The organism is Cellulosimicrobium sp. GQ32, from assembly GCF_059758455.1.
Genome location: NZ_JCAXEP010000001.1, coordinates 774140 through 790115 on the forward strand (window position 1 = coordinate 774140; position 15976 = coordinate 790115).

At 73.6% G+C, this 15976-nt stretch carries 16 protein-coding genes; 2 read left to right on the forward strand and 14 right to left on the reverse strand.

What is annotated here, in order from left to right:
* Positions 1–50 precede the first annotated feature (50 nt).
* From AC6CH9_RS03285 to hisC, 10 genes are all read right to left on the reverse strand, one after another.
* Positions 51–752, reverse strand: a complete 702-nt coding sequence (locus AC6CH9_RS03285) for a DUF6766 family protein (protein WP_498153630.1) — start codon at positions 750–752, stop codon at positions 51–53.
* 85 nt (positions 753–837) lie between these two features.
* Positions 838–1326, reverse strand: coding sequence for a hypothetical protein (locus tag AC6CH9_RS03290; protein WP_498153631.1), 489 nt, complete (start codon positions 1324–1326; stop codon positions 838–840).
* A gap of 97 nt (positions 1327–1423) precedes the next feature.
* Positions 1424–2887 (reverse strand): dihydrolipoamide acetyltransferase family protein, encoded by a 1464-nt coding sequence (locus tag AC6CH9_RS03295; RefSeq protein WP_498153632.1) that lies wholly within the window; start codon positions 2885–2887, stop codon positions 1424–1426.
* A 54-nt stretch (positions 2888–2941) separates the two neighbouring features.
* Positions 2942–3934 (reverse strand): alpha-ketoacid dehydrogenase subunit beta, encoded by a 993-nt coding sequence (locus tag AC6CH9_RS03300; protein ID WP_498153633.1) that lies wholly within the window; start codon positions 3932–3934, stop codon positions 2942–2944.
* The gene (gene pdhA, locus AC6CH9_RS03305; protein ID WP_498153634.1) at positions 3931–5136 is read right to left on the reverse strand and encodes a pyruvate dehydrogenase (acetyl-transferring) E1 component subunit alpha; all 1206 of its coding nucleotides are present in this window, start codon (positions 5134–5136) and stop codon (positions 3931–3933) included. The genes AC6CH9_RS03300 and pdhA overlap by 4 nt, the downstream gene beginning before the upstream one ends.
* Positions 5137–5356: 220 nt before the next feature.
* A complete protein-coding gene (locus tag AC6CH9_RS03310) occupies positions 5357–5623 on the reverse strand; it encodes a DUF805 domain-containing protein (protein WP_498153635.1) in 267 nt (88 codons plus the stop codon).
* A 133-nt stretch (positions 5624–5756) separates the two neighbouring features.
* Positions 5757–6452 (reverse strand): ABC transporter ATP-binding protein, encoded by a 696-nt coding sequence (locus tag AC6CH9_RS03315; protein WP_498153636.1) that lies wholly within the window; start codon positions 6450–6452, stop codon positions 5757–5759.
* Positions 6453–6462: 10 nt separating this feature from the next.
* Entirely contained in the window at positions 6463–8508 is a 2046-nt protein-coding gene (locus tag AC6CH9_RS03320) for a bacteriocin-associated integral membrane family protein (RefSeq protein ID WP_498153637.1), read from the reverse strand.
* A gap of 62 nt (positions 8509–8570) precedes the next feature.
* The gene (locus tag AC6CH9_RS03325) at positions 8571–8861 is read right to left on the reverse strand and encodes a lactococcin 972 family bacteriocin (RefSeq protein WP_498153638.1); all 291 of its coding nucleotides are present in this window, start codon (positions 8859–8861) and stop codon (positions 8571–8573) included.
* Between the two features lie 112 nt (positions 8862–8973).
* On the reverse strand, positions 8974–10053 hold the full coding sequence (gene hisC / locus AC6CH9_RS03330) for a histidinol-phosphate transaminase (protein ID WP_498153639.1): 1080 nt from the start codon (positions 10051–10053) through the stop codon (positions 8974–8976).
* A gap of 92 nt (positions 10054–10145) precedes the next feature.
* On the opposite strand from hisC, the gene AC6CH9_RS03335 reads away from it, so the two are divergent.
* Positions 10146–10535 (forward strand): phage holin family protein, encoded by a 390-nt coding sequence (locus tag AC6CH9_RS03335; RefSeq protein WP_498153640.1) that lies wholly within the window; start codon positions 10146–10148, stop codon positions 10533–10535.
* Between the two features lie 35 nt (positions 10536–10570).
* On the opposite strand, the gene AC6CH9_RS03340 is transcribed toward AC6CH9_RS03335, so the two are convergent.
* Positions 10571–12265: an esterase/lipase family protein gene (locus AC6CH9_RS03340; protein WP_498153641.1), complete on the reverse strand. Its 1695-nt coding sequence runs from the start codon at positions 12263–12265 to the stop codon at positions 10571–10573.
* A complete protein-coding gene (locus AC6CH9_RS03345; protein WP_498153642.1) occupies positions 12262–12576 on the reverse strand; it encodes a hypothetical protein in 315 nt (104 codons plus the stop codon). Before AC6CH9_RS03345 ends, AC6CH9_RS03340 begins: the two co-directional genes overlap by 4 nt.
* A gap of 184 nt (positions 12577–12760) precedes the next feature.
* Between AC6CH9_RS03345 and purB the strand changes: the two genes are divergently transcribed.
* Positions 12761–14248 carry an adenylosuccinate lyase gene (purB, locus tag AC6CH9_RS03350; protein ID WP_498153643.1) on the forward strand — a complete coding sequence of 496 codons (1488 nt, stop codon included), beginning with the start codon at positions 12761–12763 and terminating at the stop codon, positions 14246–14248.
* Positions 14249–14349: 101 nt separating this feature from the next.
* On the opposite strand, the gene AC6CH9_RS03355 is transcribed toward purB, so the two are convergent.
* Positions 14350–15513: a hypothetical protein gene (locus tag AC6CH9_RS03355; protein WP_498153644.1), complete on the reverse strand. Its 1164-nt coding sequence runs from the start codon at positions 15511–15513 to the stop codon at positions 14350–14352.
* The gene (locus AC6CH9_RS03360) at positions 15510–15914 is read right to left on the reverse strand and encodes a PadR family transcriptional regulator (protein ID WP_498153645.1); all 405 of its coding nucleotides are present in this window, start codon (positions 15912–15914) and stop codon (positions 15510–15512) included. The genes AC6CH9_RS03355 and AC6CH9_RS03360 overlap by 4 nt, the downstream gene beginning before the upstream one ends.
* Positions 15915–15976 lie beyond the last annotated feature (62 nt).

Below are 15976 nucleotides of genomic sequence, written 5' to 3' on the forward strand. Positions count from 1 at the left end.
GGGTGACGCGCGGTCGTGCGGACGAGGTGGTACGGCGAGAGCAGCCCGGGTCAGCCCTCGACGCCTGTCGCCTCGTGCGACGAGCCGACGGGCTTCGACTCGGGCGACCCCCGCTCGCGCAGGTAGATCGCGAGCACGACCATGCTCAGCACCGCCAGCATCTCGGACTGCCAGTTCTGGAACGTCCGGCTCCAGAAGTCGGGCATCGAGAGGTACTCGGTCCAGGGCACCGGGTCCTCGAGCTCGCGCAGCTGCTCCTCGCTGAACGCGACGGCGCCCGCCGCCGACTGCGCCGCCCACGAGCCGAGGAAGATCGCGCCCATGACGAGCGAGAGCGAGCGCGAGTAGACCGCGAGCCGCCAGCCTCCGGCGCGCGCCCAGGCCGGGGAGTCAGGCGTCGCGTGCTCGCCCACCTTCTGGTCCTCGTCGGACTCGCGGCCGGCCTCCTCGAGCTTCTTGGACTCGGGCGAGCCGCGCTGCACGAACCAGACCGTCGCGGTGATGAACAGGAGGAACTGGAGGTACTCGGACTGCCAGTTCTCGGTGACGTCGACCCAGAACGCCGACGACGCCACGTACTGGCCGAACGTCACCGGGTCCAGCCCCGCCGCGCGCTGGTCCGTGTTGAAGACCGCGACCCCGCTCACCGCCTGGGCGACGAGCGACGCGAGGAACGCGGCACCGAAGAAGAGGCTCAGCGAGCTCGCGCGCAGCCCGCCGAGGACGCCGCCCTTGCCGGAGCTGGCGCTCATCGGTGCACCGCCGCGAGCACGAACGTGACGGCGAGGCCCGCGCAGACGAGCACGAGCGTGGCCCAGAACATCAGCCGAGGGACCCTCACGCCTCGACCTCGCAGTCGTAGGGGCGGTCCTCGCGCGGCGTGCAGCCCGCCGCGGTGACGACCCAGCCGTCGCCCGACACGGCGAGGAAGACCGTGTCGGTCGCGGTGACGACCTGCGCCTGCCGTCCGGCCACGTGGACGTCCTCGACGACGAGGTCGTCCCCCGCCGCGGCGAGCGCGGCGAGCGGACCGTCGGGCGCGGTGACCACGTCCGCGCACGGCTCGCCCTCGTCCGCGGCGAGCGCGTCCGCCGCGTCGGGCAGGATCAGGGCGCACGCGGCGGTGCCGTCACCCCCGGCGACGGCGGCGGCGAGCTCCTCGACGACCGCCCGGGCGTCCGCCGTGCCCGGCCCGGCGCACGCGGCGAGGCCGAGCGCCGCGAGACCGACGAGCGCGCCCGTGGGGATCGCGACCCGAGCCCGGCGCCGGCCTCTCGGCCCGGCTACCGCCGTCGGCCGGGCCGCCCTGCCCCGAGCGCTGCGCACGTGACCTCCCTCGAACGACACCGGTGAGGTTCACCGGCTCCTCCGAGGCCCATGCTCGTCGTTCGCCGGGTGCCCGCAAGCGGAGCACCCGAAGGGATCAGCCCCAGACGAGGCCGCGGGCCGGGTCCTCCAGCACCTTCGCGACGTCGGCGAGCACGCGCGCGCCGAGCTCGCCGTCGACGAGTCGGTGGTCGAAGCTCAGCGCGAGCTGCGTGACCCAGCGCTTCTTGATCTTGCCCTTGTGGACCCACGGCTGCTCGCGGATCGCGCCGAACGCGAGGATCGCGGCCTCGCCCGGGTTGAGGATCGGCGTCCCGGTGTCGATGCCGAACACGCCGACGTTCGTGATCGTGATGGTGCCGTCGGACATGTCGGTGGGCGACGTGCGGCCCGCCCGCGCGGTCGCGGTGAGGTCCGCGATCTCGCCCGCGAGACCGTGCAGGTCGAGGCGGTGCGCGTCCTTGATGTTCGGCACCACGAGCCCGCGCGGCGTCGCGGCCGCGATCCCCAGGTTCACGTAGTGCTTGTAGACGATCTCCTGCGCGGCGTCGTCCCAGCTCGCGTTGATCTCCGGGTGGCGCCGCACGGCGAGGAGCAGCGCCTTGGCGGTGACGAGCAGCGGCGTGACGCGCACGTCGGCGAACTCCCGGTCCTCGCGCAGCGTGTGCACGAGCCGCATGGTCTTGGTGACGTCGACGGTGTGGAACACCGTGACGTGCGGGGCGGTGAACGCGCTCGTCACCATCGCCTCGGCGGTGCGCTTGCGCACCGACTTCACGGGCACGCGCGTCTGGCGCCCGTCCGGGGTGACCGCGCCGGACGCGAGCCATGGCTGGTCGTCGTCGGCGTACGTCGCGAGCGGCTTCGCCTTCGCCTGCTCGTGGTACGCCTGCACGTCCTCGCGCGTGACGATCCCGCCCGGCCCGGTGCCCGCGACGCTCGCGAGGTCGACCCCGAGGTCCTTGGCGAGCTTGCGCACCGGCGGCTTCGCGAGCACCGGCAGGTGCACGTGCCCGACGGCGGCGGGCGCGGGGGTCGGCGTGCTCGCCGCGGGCACGGCGGCGGGCGCCGGGGCAGGAGCCGCGACGGCTGCGGCCGGCGCGACGGCCGGGTCCGTGTCCGGAGCGCGGCGGCGGCGACGGGCCGTGCCCGGCTCCACCGTGCCGTACCCCACGAGCACCGAGCCGGAGCCGCCGGCTGCGGCGGGCGTCGCGCCGTCCGTCGCCGTGCCCGTGGGCGAGGCGGGCGCCGAGGCCGCGTCCGCGCCGTCGGGCACGACGCCGGCCGGCGCGCTCGGCGCCGGCACGGCACCGGACGGGTCGGTGTCCACGACGATGATCGGCACGCCGACCTCGACCGTCGTCCCCTCGGGCGCGAGGATCTCCGCGACGACTCCCGTGTACGGCGACGGCAGCTCGACGAGCGACTTCGCCGTCTCGATCTCGACGATCGTCTGGTTGACGGTCACCGCGTCGCCGACGGCGACGTGCCAGTGCACGATCTCGGCCTCGGTGAGGCCCTCGCCCGCGTCGGGGAGGTTGAACTTCTCGAAGGTGGGCACTGCGTGGTCCTCCTGGTGGTCCCGGTCGGCGCTGTCGAGGTCGCTACGGTCGCGTCAGAACGCGAATGCGCGGTCGACGGCGTCGAGCACGCGGTCGAGGCTCGGCAGGTAGTCGTGCTCGATCTTGGCGACGGGGTACGGGGTGTGGAACCCGCCGACGCGCAGCACGGGCGCCTCGAGCGAGTAGAAGCACTCCTCGGTCACGCGCGCCGCGACCTCGGCGCCCGAGCCCAGGTAGGTCGGGGCCTCGTGCACGACGACGCAGCGGCCCGTCCGACGGACGGACTCCACGACCGTCGCCGTGTCGAGCGGGGAGATGCTGCGCAGGTCCACGACCTCCAAGCTGCGGCCCTCCTGCTCGGCCGCCGCGGCGGCGCGCAGCGCGGTCGCGACGGTCGGCCCGTAGGCGACGAGCGTGAGGTCGGTCCCGGGGCGGACGACGCGCGCGCGGTCGAGCACGGTCGCGCCCTCGCCACGCCCGGCGGTCTCGACCGGCCCCTTCTCCCAGTAGCGGCCCTTGGGCTCGAAGAAGAGCACCGGGTCGGGCGACGCGATGGCCTCCTGGATCATCGTGTACGCGTCCTGCGGCGTGGACGGCGACACGACGCGCAGGCCCGCCGTGTGCGCGAACAGCGCCTCGGGGCTCTCGCTGTGGTGCTCGACGGCGCCGATCCCGCCGCCGTACGGCACGCGGATCACGACGGGCACCTGGAGCTTCCCGCCCGAGCGGTAGCCCATCTTCGCGAGCTGCGTGGTGATCTGGTCGTACGCGGGGAAGATGAACCCGTCGAACTGGATCTCGCAGACCGGGCGGTAGCCGCGCAGCGCGAGGCCGATCGCCGTGCCGAGGATGCCGGACTCCGCGAGCGGCGTGTCGACGACGCGGTCCTCGCCGAAGTCCTTCTGGAGCCCGTCCGTCACGCGGAACACGCCGCCGAGCGCGCCGATGTCCTCGCCCATGAGCAGGACCTTCGGATCGGTCTCGAGCGACCGGCGCAGGCCCTCGTTGATCGCGCGGGCGAGGGTCAGGGTCTTGTTCTCGCTCATCGGGCCACCTCCGCGGCCGGCTCCTCGAAGGACTGCTGGTAGTCGGCGAACCACGCCTTCTCGCGCTCGACCACGGCGTTCGGGGTCGCGTAGACGTGGTCGAACATGCTCGACGGGTCGGGCGCCGCGAGCGCGCGGACCTCGTCGCGCAGCCGCTCGCCGAGCGCGTCGGCCTCGGCCGCGACGTCGGCGGCGAACGCGTCGTCCCACGCGTCCTCGGCGCGGAGCAGGTTCTCCAGCCGGTCGATCGGGTCGCGACGACGCCAGTACTCCTCCTGCGCGCGCGAGCGGTACTTGGTCGGGTCGTCCGACGTCGTGTGCGCGCCCATGCGGTACGTGAACGCCTCGACGAACGTCGGGCCACCGCCCGTGCGCGCGCGCTCGAGCGCCTCGGCCGTCACGGCGTAGCACGCGAGGACGTCGTTCCCGTCGACCCGCACGCTGGGAACGCCGAACCCCCCGCCGCGGCGGTACAGCGGCACGCGCGACTGCTTGGTCGTCGGCTCGGAGATCGCCCACTGGTTGTTCTGGCAGAAGAAGACGACGGGCGCGTTGTTCACCGCGGCGAACACGAGCGCCTCGTTGACGTCGCCCTGCGACGTCGCGCCGTCGCCGAAGTACGTGACGACGGCCGCGTCGCGCTCCGGGTCGCCCGAGCCGACGAGGCCGTCGCGCTGGACGCCCATCGCGTACCCGGTCGCGTGCAGCGTGTGCGACCCGATGACGAGCGTGTACAGGTGCACGTTGTGCTCCGTCGGGTCCCACCCGCCGTGGTCGACGCCGCGGAACAGCCGCAGACGCGCCGTCGGGTCGATCCCGCGGACGTGCGAGACGCCGTGCTCGCGGTAGGACGGGAAGACGTAGTCCTGCGGGGCGAGCGCGCGCCCGGAGCCGATCTGCGCCGCCTCCTGACCCTTCGACTGCGCGAACAGGCCGAGCTCGCCCTGACGCTGGAGCGACGTCGCCTCGTCGTCGAAGCGGCGCGTGAGCACCATGTCGCGGTAGAGGCCGCGCAAGGCGGCGGCGTCGAGGTGCGCGACGCGCTCGCGGTAGCCGTCGGTCTCAGGAGTCGTGACGCGGGCGCCGGCCGGGGTCACGAGCTGGAGCAGGGGGGCGTCGTCGGGACCGCCCGCGACGTCGGGGAGGTCGGGGGGCGTGCTCGCGCCGTCCCGCGCGGCGGTTCTCGCGTCGTTCTCGGTCACGCGACTCTCCTTCGGTGCGGCCGGGCCCTGCGGCCGGCCGCTCGGGGGCAGGAGGCGCCCGGTCGGGGCGCCGTCGGAACCTACGTCTCCGTAGCCTACGCAAGCGTAGGCTACGACACCGTAGGTTCGGCTGCCGACGTGTCGCCCAACATCCGCCGTGGCGGGCTGTAGAGAACCTCCAATCCCCACCGGACGACCCCCGCGCCCGCGGGGGCCCGCCCTACCGCGGGTACGCGCCGCCCGCGCGCAGCGCGTCGCGCTCCCGGATGACGGGCCAGCGCGAGAACGCGAAGACGAGGAACATGACGACGTTGAGGATCGGCACGAGCCCGACGAGGATCCACCAGCCCGAGTAGCCGGCCTTCTGGATGATCCGGACGTAGGCGATGAAGAAGATCACCGCCACCGCGACGTAGACGACGACGGCCGCGCCCCCGAAGAGCCAGCCGTAGTCGTCGACGAACTGGTCGTACTCGCTGTTGTCCATGGTCGCGAGTCTTCTCGCGCCGACCCGACCCGGCAACCGCGCCGCCGCACCGGGCGGCGCGCACGGCGATGCGCCAAGAGACGCGCACAGGGATGCGCACAGGGATGCGCACGGAGACGCGCGAGGCGACGCACTACGAAGCGACGTCGCCCTTCGACCCCAGGAGCGCACGCGCCACGTTCTGCGTCGAGGCGCCGAGCTCCAGCACGGCGTCGCACGCACCCTCGACCCGTGGGTTGTGCGTCGCGACGACCACCGCGCACCCGTCCTCCGCGAACCCGCGCAGCAGGGCGACGATCGCGTCGGCGTTCACCTCGTCGAGCGCCCCGGTCGGCTCGTCCGCGAGCACGATGCGGGGCCGCTTGATGAGCAGGCGAGCCACCGCCACCCGCTGCTGCTCGCCGCCCGAGAGCTCGTAGACCATCGACGCCCCGTAGCCGCCCAGCCCGACCCGATCCAGAGCCTCCTCCCGCAGCGCGGCGCGCTCGGACCGGCGGGCTCCCCTGCCCGGGAACGCCACGTCGAGGTTCGCCGCGACGGTCTCGTTGTCGATGAGCGCGTAGTTCTGGAAGAGGTACCCGAGCTGGTCGCGGCGGAAGAGCCGCCGTTCGCGAGCGCCGAGGGCGGTGACGTCGCGCCCTTCGACGGTGATCGTCCCGACGTCGACCCGGTCCAGGAGACCCAGGCAGTTGAGCAGGGTCGTCTTGCCCGACCCACTCGATCCCACCAATGCCATCATCGAGCCGGACTCCACGCTCAGCGTGAGCCCCGACCAGATCGTCCGCGCGCCGTAGGACTTGCCGGCGCCCACCACCTCGATCATCGTCATGCTCCTTCGGTCACGAATCACTGGACCGCGTGCGCAGCAACCGCCGCTGCGCCACGGCGAGGGCGGCCACGAGGAACGCCGCGGACAGGAGGCACACCGCCGCCACCGCGACCGGCTCCCAGCCGCCCAGGAGCGGCGGCTCGCTGCCCGGAACGAAGGCGCCGACCGTCGCCGGCGTCCGGGGCGGGTTCCACGCCACGTACACCACCAGGGCCACCGCCGAGAGGAACTCGACGACGAGCGTCGTGCGGAACCTCGACCAGAACGACCACCCGGAGATGTACCTCGCGAAGATCGCCTGGGCATTCCTCCTCGTCCAGGCGCTCGCGACGACGACGCCGGTCAGGAGCACCACGCACGCGCACGCGGCGATGTTGGTGAGCCCGAGGCGCAGGACGCGGACGAGGTCCTGGTACTCGTCGGCCGCCGCCTGGGCGACCGGGGTCGTCGAGAGGATGTAGTCGCGCACGCCCGCCTCCGAGGCTCTCTCGAGCGCGTAGGCGGGGTCGAGGAAGACCACTCCACCCGTCGAGGCGTACGCGTCGTACGCATCGGCGCTGATCGTTCCCGAGCGGTGGTCCACGACGAGCAGGACGGGGTCCTCGACGAGCGGGGGCGCACCCGGGTCGGCCGCGTTCCCGTAGTCGAACAGGACCGTGCCGTCGGGCAGCGCGACGCCCCGCTCGACCGGGCACCGGGCTCCGAAGAAGTCGGCCCACTCGTCGACCGCGGCCGCGACGTCGGCCCGCTGCGCGGGCTCGAGCGAGCCCGGGAGGTGGAGCTCGAGGCACGTGTCGTCGTCCGCGACCAGCCGCTCCCCGTCCGCGCCGACGACGCGCTGCTCACGCAGGTAGGTGTGATTCACGACGAGGACGGGCTGCTCGTCCGCCACCACCGTGACCGCGCCGAACGCCGCGACCGGCTGGCTGAACGCGACGACGACCTCGCCCTCGTCCTCCCCAGCCGCCACGAGGCCGCCCAGAGCCTGCGTGTACTCCTCCGCGCGCGCCCGGTCCCCACCGCCGAGGCCCAGGAAGACGGCACCGCCCGCACTCTGCCACGCGTCGCGCGCCGCCTGCTGCGCGACGATGAGCTGGCCGGCGTTGACCGCCGAGAAGATCGATGCCACGAGGACCGCGGCGGCCACGAACCGGACCGAGAACACCACCGGGACGACCCAGCCGCCCACCGACTCGCCCTTGACCGCGGCGGCGAGCGGGATGCGGAGCGTGGCCGCCACGCACACGGCGTGCGAGAGCACGGTCACGGCCAGGAGGACGACGAGCACGCTCAGGGCGAGGCCGAGGAAGGTCGTCCACTGCGCGAAGCGGTTGTAGACGCCGAGGACGACGGTGCAGACGGCGGCCGCGACCACGAGGTGGACGACCAACCGGCGCGCGAGGGACACGAGGTCTCGGCGCAGGATCCGCGTGAAGGGTGCGCCCTGGAGGCGTTGGACCGCATACGCGCGCGAGCCCAGCAGCGCACCGCAGCCCGCGAGCAGCGACGTGGCGACCACCGCGATCGCGTAGCTCGCGGGGAGCGGCGTCCCGCCCAGGTAGCGGTTCCACTCCCGGAGCGTCGGGTAGGAGTCGGCGGTCACCGACACGCCCTGCTCCTGGAGCGCGGACGCCAACGTCGTGGCAGCGTCCAGCCCGCACGTGAGCACGAACGAGCCGACCGGGCTGGCCGTCCCGAGCTCGCTCCCGGGGTGCACGCGGGTCGTCACGCCGCGGCTGAAGTCGGCGTACCCGTGCGCGACCCACCGGCTGCCCGGCTCGGACAGGCGGTCTCCGAGGACGTGCAGGTGCCGGACCGACGGATCCGTCAGGTCGAACGACACGCGCGCGACGGTGCAGTCACGCTCGTGCGCGAACGTCGTCATCGCGTCGTACACCTCGGCGCTGGACGCGGTGGGGCCCAGGGAGCCGACGCGCAGCTGCGAGACCGCGCCCTGCACCGCGAACTCGCTGTAGGCCTGGAGGGTGAAGAAGGTGAGGAAGACGGTGACTGCGACCGCGAGGCCGTAGGCAAGTCTGAGGCTGCGGTTCAGCATGCTCGCTCCACGCAAGGCAAGGAGGAGGGGCGGCGACGGGTCGCCGCCCCTTCCTCACCGTGCTAGCCGCACTGGTGCCAGTAGGAGTGGTCGACGCGCAGCGGCCAGTCCTTCGCGCTCACCTTCGCCCAGAGCCCACCTCGGATGTTGGTGACGCGGTAGAGCTTGCCGTTGTCCACCGACGCGCCGTGGCACGCCGTGTTGTGGTGGTAGTGCGAGTAGACGGATCCGGCGCTGGTCCCGTAGTTCCAGACACCGCCTCCCACCACCTGCGAACCGGCGAACGCCACCGCGGGCGTCAGCGCGATCATCCCGGCGACCATCGCCGTCGTGAGCACTCGTCTGAACGTCATATTTCCCCCTTCGGAACATGATTGCTACTGAAAAGTAGCAATGCTCTCATGAGGCGTCCCACGTGTCCGCATCGCGGACGCGACGTGGAGGAGGATCGGCGAAGGGCGGGGCCTACCGCCAGGTGGCGCTCACGCGGAGGAAGAGGTCCGTCGCCTCCGGCTCGCCGACGCTCACGCGCAGACCCTCGCCCGCGAACGGGCGCACGATCGCCCCGGCCGCGCGGGCTTCCTCCGCCCGCTGCATGGTGCGCTCGCCCAGGTCGAACCACACGAAGTTCGCCTGCGACTCCGGCAGCACCCAGCCCTGGTCGCGCAGGCCCCCGACGAGGCGCGCACGGTCGGCGACGAGGTGCTCGACCCGCTGGAGCAGCTCGTCGCGCGCCGCGAGCGACGCGATGGCCGCGCGCTGCGCGACGTGGGAGACGCCGAACGGCGTCGACACCGCACGGATCCCCGCCGCGAGCCGCGGGCGCGCGACGGCGTAGCCCACCCGCAGGCCCGCCAGGCCGTACGCCTTGGAGAACGTACGCAGCAGCACGACGTTCGGGTGCTGCGCGTACACGGCGAGGCCGTCGGGGGCCTCGGGGTCGCGCACGAACTCGAGGTACGCCTCGTCGAGCACGACGAGCACGTCGGACGGCACGGCCGCGAGGAACGCGTCGAGCTCCTCGCGGTGCACGACCGGACCGGTCGGGTTGTTGGGCGTGCAGACCATCACGACGCGCGTGCGCTCGGTGACCGCCGCGGCCATGGCGGGCAGGTCGAGCCGGCCGACGTCGGTCCCGGTCCGCAGCGGTACCTGGAGCGAGGTCCCGCCCGCGACGGCGACCGCGATCGGGTACGCCTCGAACGACCGCCACGGGTACACGACCTCGTCGCCCGGCTCGACGACCGTCTGGAGCACGTGCGCGAGCACCGCGACCGAGCCGTTGCCCACGACGACCTCGTCGGCACCGACGCCCAGGTCGGCAGCGAGCGCCTCGGTGAGCTCGGTCGCGTACATGTCGGGGTAGCGGTTCACGTCCGCCGCGGCGTCGGCGATCGCGGCGACGACCGACGGCAGCGGAGGGTACGGGTTCTCGTTGGAGGAGAGCTTGAACGCCGCGGCGCCCGGGGCGACGCGGGCCCCGGGGACGTAGGCCGGCAGCGCGGCAACGGCGGGACGCAGGGGGACGCGGGGTTCGTGGGCCACGGTCCTCGATCATGCCACCTGCCCGCCACGGACCCGACGGCGCACGGCCCGGCGCCGTGCCCGCGCGCCGCCCGGGTGGCAGGATGCCCGGTATGAGCTTCGTCGTCCGCGTCCTCGTCACCGGCCTCGCGATCTGGCTCACGAGCCTGTTCATCGACGAGCACTTCCAGATCGTCGGCTCCGACACCGTCGGCGGGCAGGTCGTCATCATCCTCGTGGTGGCGCTGCTCTACTCGCTGGTGAACGCCGTCATCAAGCCGATCGTGCAGATCCTGTCCATCCCGCTCTACATCCTCACGCTGGGGCTGTTCTCCCTGGTCGTCAACGCGCTGATGCTCATGCTCACCGCGTGGATCACGGAGCAGACGGACTGGGGCATCCGCATCATCGGCGGGTTCTGGTGGGCCCTGCTCGCGGCGCTGATCATCGGGCTCATCAACTTCGCCGTCTCGGCCGTCGTGCCGAAGGCGCAGGAGCGCTGACCGGGAGCACGTCCGACCGCGACGGCCACCGGCCGTCATCGCACCTCGTCGGCCGCGCCGTCCGGGCCCGGCGCGGTGAGGTCGCCGGCACCAGGACCACCGGTCGCGGGGAACCCCGGCAACCCCGGTAGTCCGGGCGACGGCGGACCCGGCGACGGCACTCCGGGCAGCGGGACGCCGGGCGCGCCCGGGAACGGCGCGCCCGGGGCCCACGGGAGCGTGAGCGACCGCGGGACCGCCAGGTCCCCGATGCAGAACGTGGTGTCCGGGTCAGGCACCAGGCGCGCCTCGTAGACGAGGGGCTCCTCCGCCTCGCCGTCGAGGAGTCGCTCGACGTCGGACAGGTGCTCCTCGAGCCCCCGGTCGCCCACCTCGACCGCGGCGTCCAGGACCTCCTGGTGGAAGTGCACGCTGTGCGGGAGCTCGATCGAGGGGCCGCCGTCCGGTGCCAGCAGGACGCCGGTGACCGTGACCTGGTCGGGCGTCGCGGGGTTCTCGTCGCCATCGGTGTCGGAGACACCCTCCCCCTGCGTCTCGATGTGCGTGGCCTTGATCCCCGGAGGCAGCCCGTGGTGGGACACGGGGGACCCCGCTGTCACGACATGGCGCACGTTGTACGTGCCGATGCTCGCCGCCGCGACCGTCGTCGCGACCATGCCGCCCTGGCTGTGCCCCACGAGCACGACGTCGTCGCCCGGGTCGATCCCGGCCTGCCGCATCGCCGCGATCGTGGCGCGGGCGCTGTCGGCCTGGGCGCGCACGGCGAGGTCGTCGTCCGCGAGGTCGTAGTTGGACGTCATGTTGAAGACGGTGCGAAGGTTGGTCGGCCAGATCTGGGTGCCGGGGATGGCGACGACCCAGGTCGGCGTCCCGTCGTCCTTGACGATCTTCTGGATGCTCAGCGTCGAGTCCGCGTCGAGCGCCGACACCGCACCGAGGGCGGAACGCATGTCGACGGGCGTCGGCAGCGCGCGGCCCGTGTCGACGAGGCGGACCTCGGGATCGGGGAGGAATCGGTCCCGCAACGGCTGCATGAATCCGCGCAGCACGGACGCTGCGTTACCGACGGTGGGCATCTGGTACCAGGCACGGTCCTTGTCGGCGAGACCGATCACGCGGCTCAGCGCACGGATCGTGGCCGCGTGGAACGCGCCTCCGGTGGAGACGATCGCGCCCGCCGACGGCCGGCCCAGGAGGACGGAGCGCAGGAACCCGACCGATCCCGCGCTCAGGACGAGGCCGAGCCCGGCCGCGGCGGCCCCGGTCGGGCTCATGCGTCCCCCGGCCAGGAGCGCGAGGTCCTGCCACAGGGCAGCCGTGGCGGCGTCCCCGTCGTCGTACACGCGGACGGCCTGGTGCAGTCGCGCTGCGAGGAACCGCAGGCCTCCCGCCTGCTGCTCCGCGACGCGGATCGCGAGGTCGAAGGCCTCGAGCGCGGCCGTGCGGGCCGCACGCACCTCGGCCGACCAGTACGGCGTGGCGTGGACGTCCCAGCCCGACGTGGCCGGGAACGGCGCGGGCGCCGCGAAGCGGCCCCCGAACGAGGTGGGGGTCGCGGTCGCGACGTCCAGCGAGTCCCGCGCGTCCCGGAGCGCGGCCTCGGCCCTGGCGACCAGGTCCGCCCGCGCGCCCAGCGCCACCGCCTGCGCGACGACCGCCACCGTCTCGACCGTGGTCGCTTCCGTGCCACCGCGCACCACGACCACGGGTGCCGGGCGGGGGACGCTCACGGCACGCCCGCCGCAGCGAGCTCGGCCCGGATCCGCGCCACCTCGACGTCGGCGAGGACGGTGAGCGCGTCGAGACGCAGGAGGCAGCTGTCGAGCAGCATGCCCAGCCGGAGCAGACCGCTTTGACGCTCGGCTGCGGCGACGTCGTACGACGCCCGGGCGTGACCGGCCCACGGCAGGTCGGGCGCGACGAGCGCGGCACCCGCTCGTGCGACGTCGTCCTGGGAGGTGAGGACCCGGGTCCGGGCGAGGGTGACGCCGTACGGCGCGACGATGCACGGCGGTGGTGTCGGTGGCGACGAGAAGGACATGGCGGGGACCGTACGCAGCCGCTCGCCCGGACGCGGCGACCTCCTCCGTGGTTGTGGACGGGCCTCTCGGAAGACGGCCCTGGGGACGGCCACGGCCCGCGCGACGCCTACGGACCCCAGGAACGCCTGCCCGGACTGCGGGAGGCGCGGGCCGCCGTCGGGCGCGCGTGGGAGAATCAGGGGCGTGCCCGAGAACCCTGCCGCAGACGCCCCTGCCCGCGTGTCGCTCGCCGAGGTGACCCCGCCGATCGCGCTCGGCCCGCTCGACGGCCGCTACCGTGCCGCGGTCGCCCCGCTCGTCGACCACCTCAGCGAGGCCGCGCTCAACCGCGAGCGCGTCCACGTCGAGGTCGAGTGGCTGATCACGCTGTGCAACGGCGTCCAGGCGGTCGACGAGAACGCGGTCCGCCCGGTCGTGCCCGGTGCTCCTCAGCTCTCCGACGCGGAGGTCGCCTACCTGCGCCGCATCCCCGCGACGTTCGGCGGAGAGGAGATCGCCGAGCTCGCCGCGATCGAGCGCGAGACGGTGCACGACGTCAAGGCCGTCGAGTACTTCGTCAAGCGCCGCCTCGCCGCGGCGCCCGACGCCCTGGGCTCGGACACCGTTCTCCCCGGCGTCGGCGAGCTCGTCCACTTCGCGTGCACCAGCGAGGACGTCAACAACCTGTCGTACGCGCTCATGGTGCGCGGCGCCGTCGAGCAGGTGTGGCTCCCCGCCGCGACGGCGCTCGCCGACCAGCTCGCGGACATGGCGCGCGACCTCGCCGACGTGCCGATGCTCTCGCGCACGCACGGCCAGCCCGCGACGCCGACGACGCTCGGCAAGGAGCTCGCCGTCCTCGCGCACCGCCTGCGCCGCCAGCTCCGCCGGGTCGGTACGGCCGAGTACCTGGGCAAGCTCAACGGCGCGACGGGCACCTACGGCGCGCACGTCGTCGCCGTCCCCGGTGTGGACTGGCCGTCGGTGTCGAAGCACTTCGTCGAGGGCCTCGGCCTCACGTGGAACCCGCTGACGACGCAGATCGAGTCGCACGACTGGCAGGCCGAGCTGTACGCGGACGTCGCGCGGTTCAACCGGATCCTCCACAACCTCGCGACCGACGTGTGGACGTACATCTCGCTCGGGTTCTTCACGCAGATCCCCGTGCCGGGCGCTACCGGGTCGTCGACCATGCCGCACAAGGTCAACCCGATCCGGTTCGAGAACGCCGAGGCGAACCTCGAGATCTCGTCCGCGCTGCTCGACACGCTCGGCGCGACGCTCGTGACGTCGCGCCTCCAGCGCGACCTCACGGACTCGACGACGCAGCGCAACGTCGGCCCCGCGTTCGGCCACTCGCTCCTCGCGATCGACAACGTGCGCCGCGGCCTCAAGGCTCTCGCCGCGAACGCCGACCTCATGGCGGCGGACCTCGACGAGAACTGGGAGGTGCTCGGCGAGCCCATCCAGTCGGCCATGCGCGCGGCGTCGGTCGCGGGCGTCCCCGGCATGGAGAACCCGTACGAGCGCCTCAAGGACCTCACGCGCGGCCAGCGCGTCGACGCGGCGCGGCTCCGCGAGTTCGTCGCGGGCCTCGGCCTGCCCGACGACGTCGCGCAGCGCCTCGCGAACCTCACCCCGGCCACGTACACGGGCCTCGCGTCCCGCCTGGTGACGGCCTACCTAGACTGACGGGCACTGCGCCGAACACGACATGAGGGCCGTTATCCGATGGATAACGGCCCTCATGTCGTTCTCGTGAGCGCGCAGCGTCGTGCTCGGCGGCGCGGCTGTCAGACGGCGGTCGGCTCGCCCGGGCGCGGCGTGGCTGGTTCCGGCGCCCCTCCCGCGGCGGCGAGCAGCGCGCGGTGCGTGGCGCGCGCCTCGGAGAGCTCGTCGAGACGGTTGACGGCCCAGCGCAGCACGAGCGTCACGGCGGTCGCGAGCCCGAGCAGGGCGAGGACGTTGCCGAGGTCCGCCGTCTGGACGCTCACGGTGCCGGACCAGAAGAAGGTCGAGCGGCTCAGCACCATCGCGAGCGCGAGCCCGCCGAGCACCGGGACCGCCTGCCGAGTCCGGCGCCCCAGCAGGGCGGCGCCGAGGAGCACGACCACCGGCGCGGCGAGCGCCTGGAGCGTCCACGAGACCAGAGCGCCGCCCGACCACCACGGCGTCCCGAGGCGCGCCGCGTCGGAGTAGGTGGCGGCGACGAAGGCGCCGAGGACCAGCGCCATGGCCCCGACCGTCGCCGCCCGGAGGGCCGCCGGCTCGGCACCGACCCGGCACGTCCGTCGCGCGGCGAGGACTCCCGCGTACGCGACGAGCCCGACGACCCACGGCGCGTCGAGGTACGCGGCGTAGGCGCTGCCCGACGCGAGGGCCAGGACGATCGCGACCACCCCGACGACGGCAGCGAGCACCGCCGTCGCGAGGCCGACGCGCCGCGCACCGGCCAGCGTGAGGGCCACCGCCGCGAGCCACAGTGCCCACGTCAGCGCCGTCGGGACGGTCGCCACGAGCGGCGCGATGCTGTCCGGGCCCCGCACCACCCGGACGATCGCGGCGGCGAACGCGAGGACGCGCGCCGCCATGACCACGAGCACGGCCGGGAGCAGCACGAACAGGAGGCCGGTCGTCGCGCGCCGCTGCCGCGGCGTCGAGCCCAACGGCGCGAGCAGCCACTCCCGGGCGGCGGCGCGCAGGAGGTCCCACCGCTCGGCACGGGTCGGGCGCGACTGTCCCGGCCGCGCGCCGTCGAGCAGGTGACCGAGCATCTCGGCCTCGTGCTCCCGCCGGTACGTGTACGGGAAGAGCCGCAAGAGGCGGCGGTAGTCCCGGACGAGGACGGGCGCGACGAGCACCGTCGCGCCGGGCTCCGCCGTCGACTCCCCCGTGACCTGTGCGGACGCCGTCCCGTCACCCGTCGCACGGAGATCGGCCTCACGGCCCCCGCTCATGCCGGCACCGCCCCGCCGTCGGCGAGGCCGCCGGCGACGTCGCGCGCGGGGGCGCCGCCTCGCGCCGCCGCGGAGGCACGGCGTCGGGCGCCGAGGCGCTCGAGCGCGCGGCGCGCCTGTGCCTCCGCACGCTCGGCCTCGGCGGCGAGGCGCGACCCGCCCTCGGTGGTGAGCCGGTAGTAGCGGCGCAGGCGCGAGTCGACGACCTCCTCGTGGTCCACCTCGACGAGGCCGGCGGCGACGAGCCGGTCGATCGCGCCGTAGAGCGTCCCGGCACGCAGCGTGACGCGCCCGTCGGAGCTGGACTCGACGTCCTGCGCGATGCCGTAGCCGTGCAGCGGACCGGCCGCGAGCGCCGACAGGACGAGGAACGCGGGTTCCTGGAGCGGTTTGAATGACATGGCGACGAATATACCCTCGTGACAAGCCTATAGAGCGCGACACTCCGCAGCGCGAAACGTTT

Coding starts and splice junctions, on each gene's coding strand:
- AC6CH9_RS03285 (WP_498153630.1), bottom strand. CDS start 752: ATGAGCGCCAGCTCCGGCAAGGGCGGCGTCCTCGGCGGGCTGCGCGCG.
- AC6CH9_RS03300 (WP_498153633.1), bottom strand. CDS start 3,934: ATGAGCGAGAACAAGACCCTGACCCTCGCCCGCGCGATCAACGAGGGC.
- AC6CH9_RS03310 (WP_498153635.1), bottom strand. CDS start 5,623: ATGGACAACAGCGAGTACGACCAGTTCGTCGACGACTACGGCTGGCTC.
- AC6CH9_RS03315 (WP_498153636.1), bottom strand. CDS start 6,452: ATGACGATGATCGAGGTGGTGGGCGCCGGCAAGTCCTACGGCGCGCGG.
- AC6CH9_RS03320 (WP_498153637.1), bottom strand. CDS start 8,508: ATGCTGAACCGCAGCCTCAGACTTGCCTACGGCCTCGCGGTCGCAGTC.
- AC6CH9_RS03325 (WP_498153638.1), bottom strand. CDS start 8,861: ATGACGTTCAGACGAGTGCTCACGACGGCGATGGTCGCCGGGATGATC.
- AC6CH9_RS03335 (WP_498153640.1), top strand. CDS start 10,146: ATGAGCTTCGTCGTCCGCGTCCTCGTCACCGGCCTCGCGATCTGGCTC.
- AC6CH9_RS03345 (WP_498153642.1), bottom strand. CDS start 12,576: ATGTCCTTCTCGTCGCCACCGACACCACCGCCGTGCATCGTCGCGCCG.
- AC6CH9_RS03355 (WP_498153644.1), bottom strand. CDS start 15,513: ATGAGCGGGGGCCGTGAGGCCGATCTCCGTGCGACGGGTGACGGGACG.
- AC6CH9_RS03360 (WP_498153645.1), bottom strand. CDS start 15,914: ATGTCATTCAAACCGCTCCAGGAACCCGCGTTCCTCGTCCTGTCGGCG.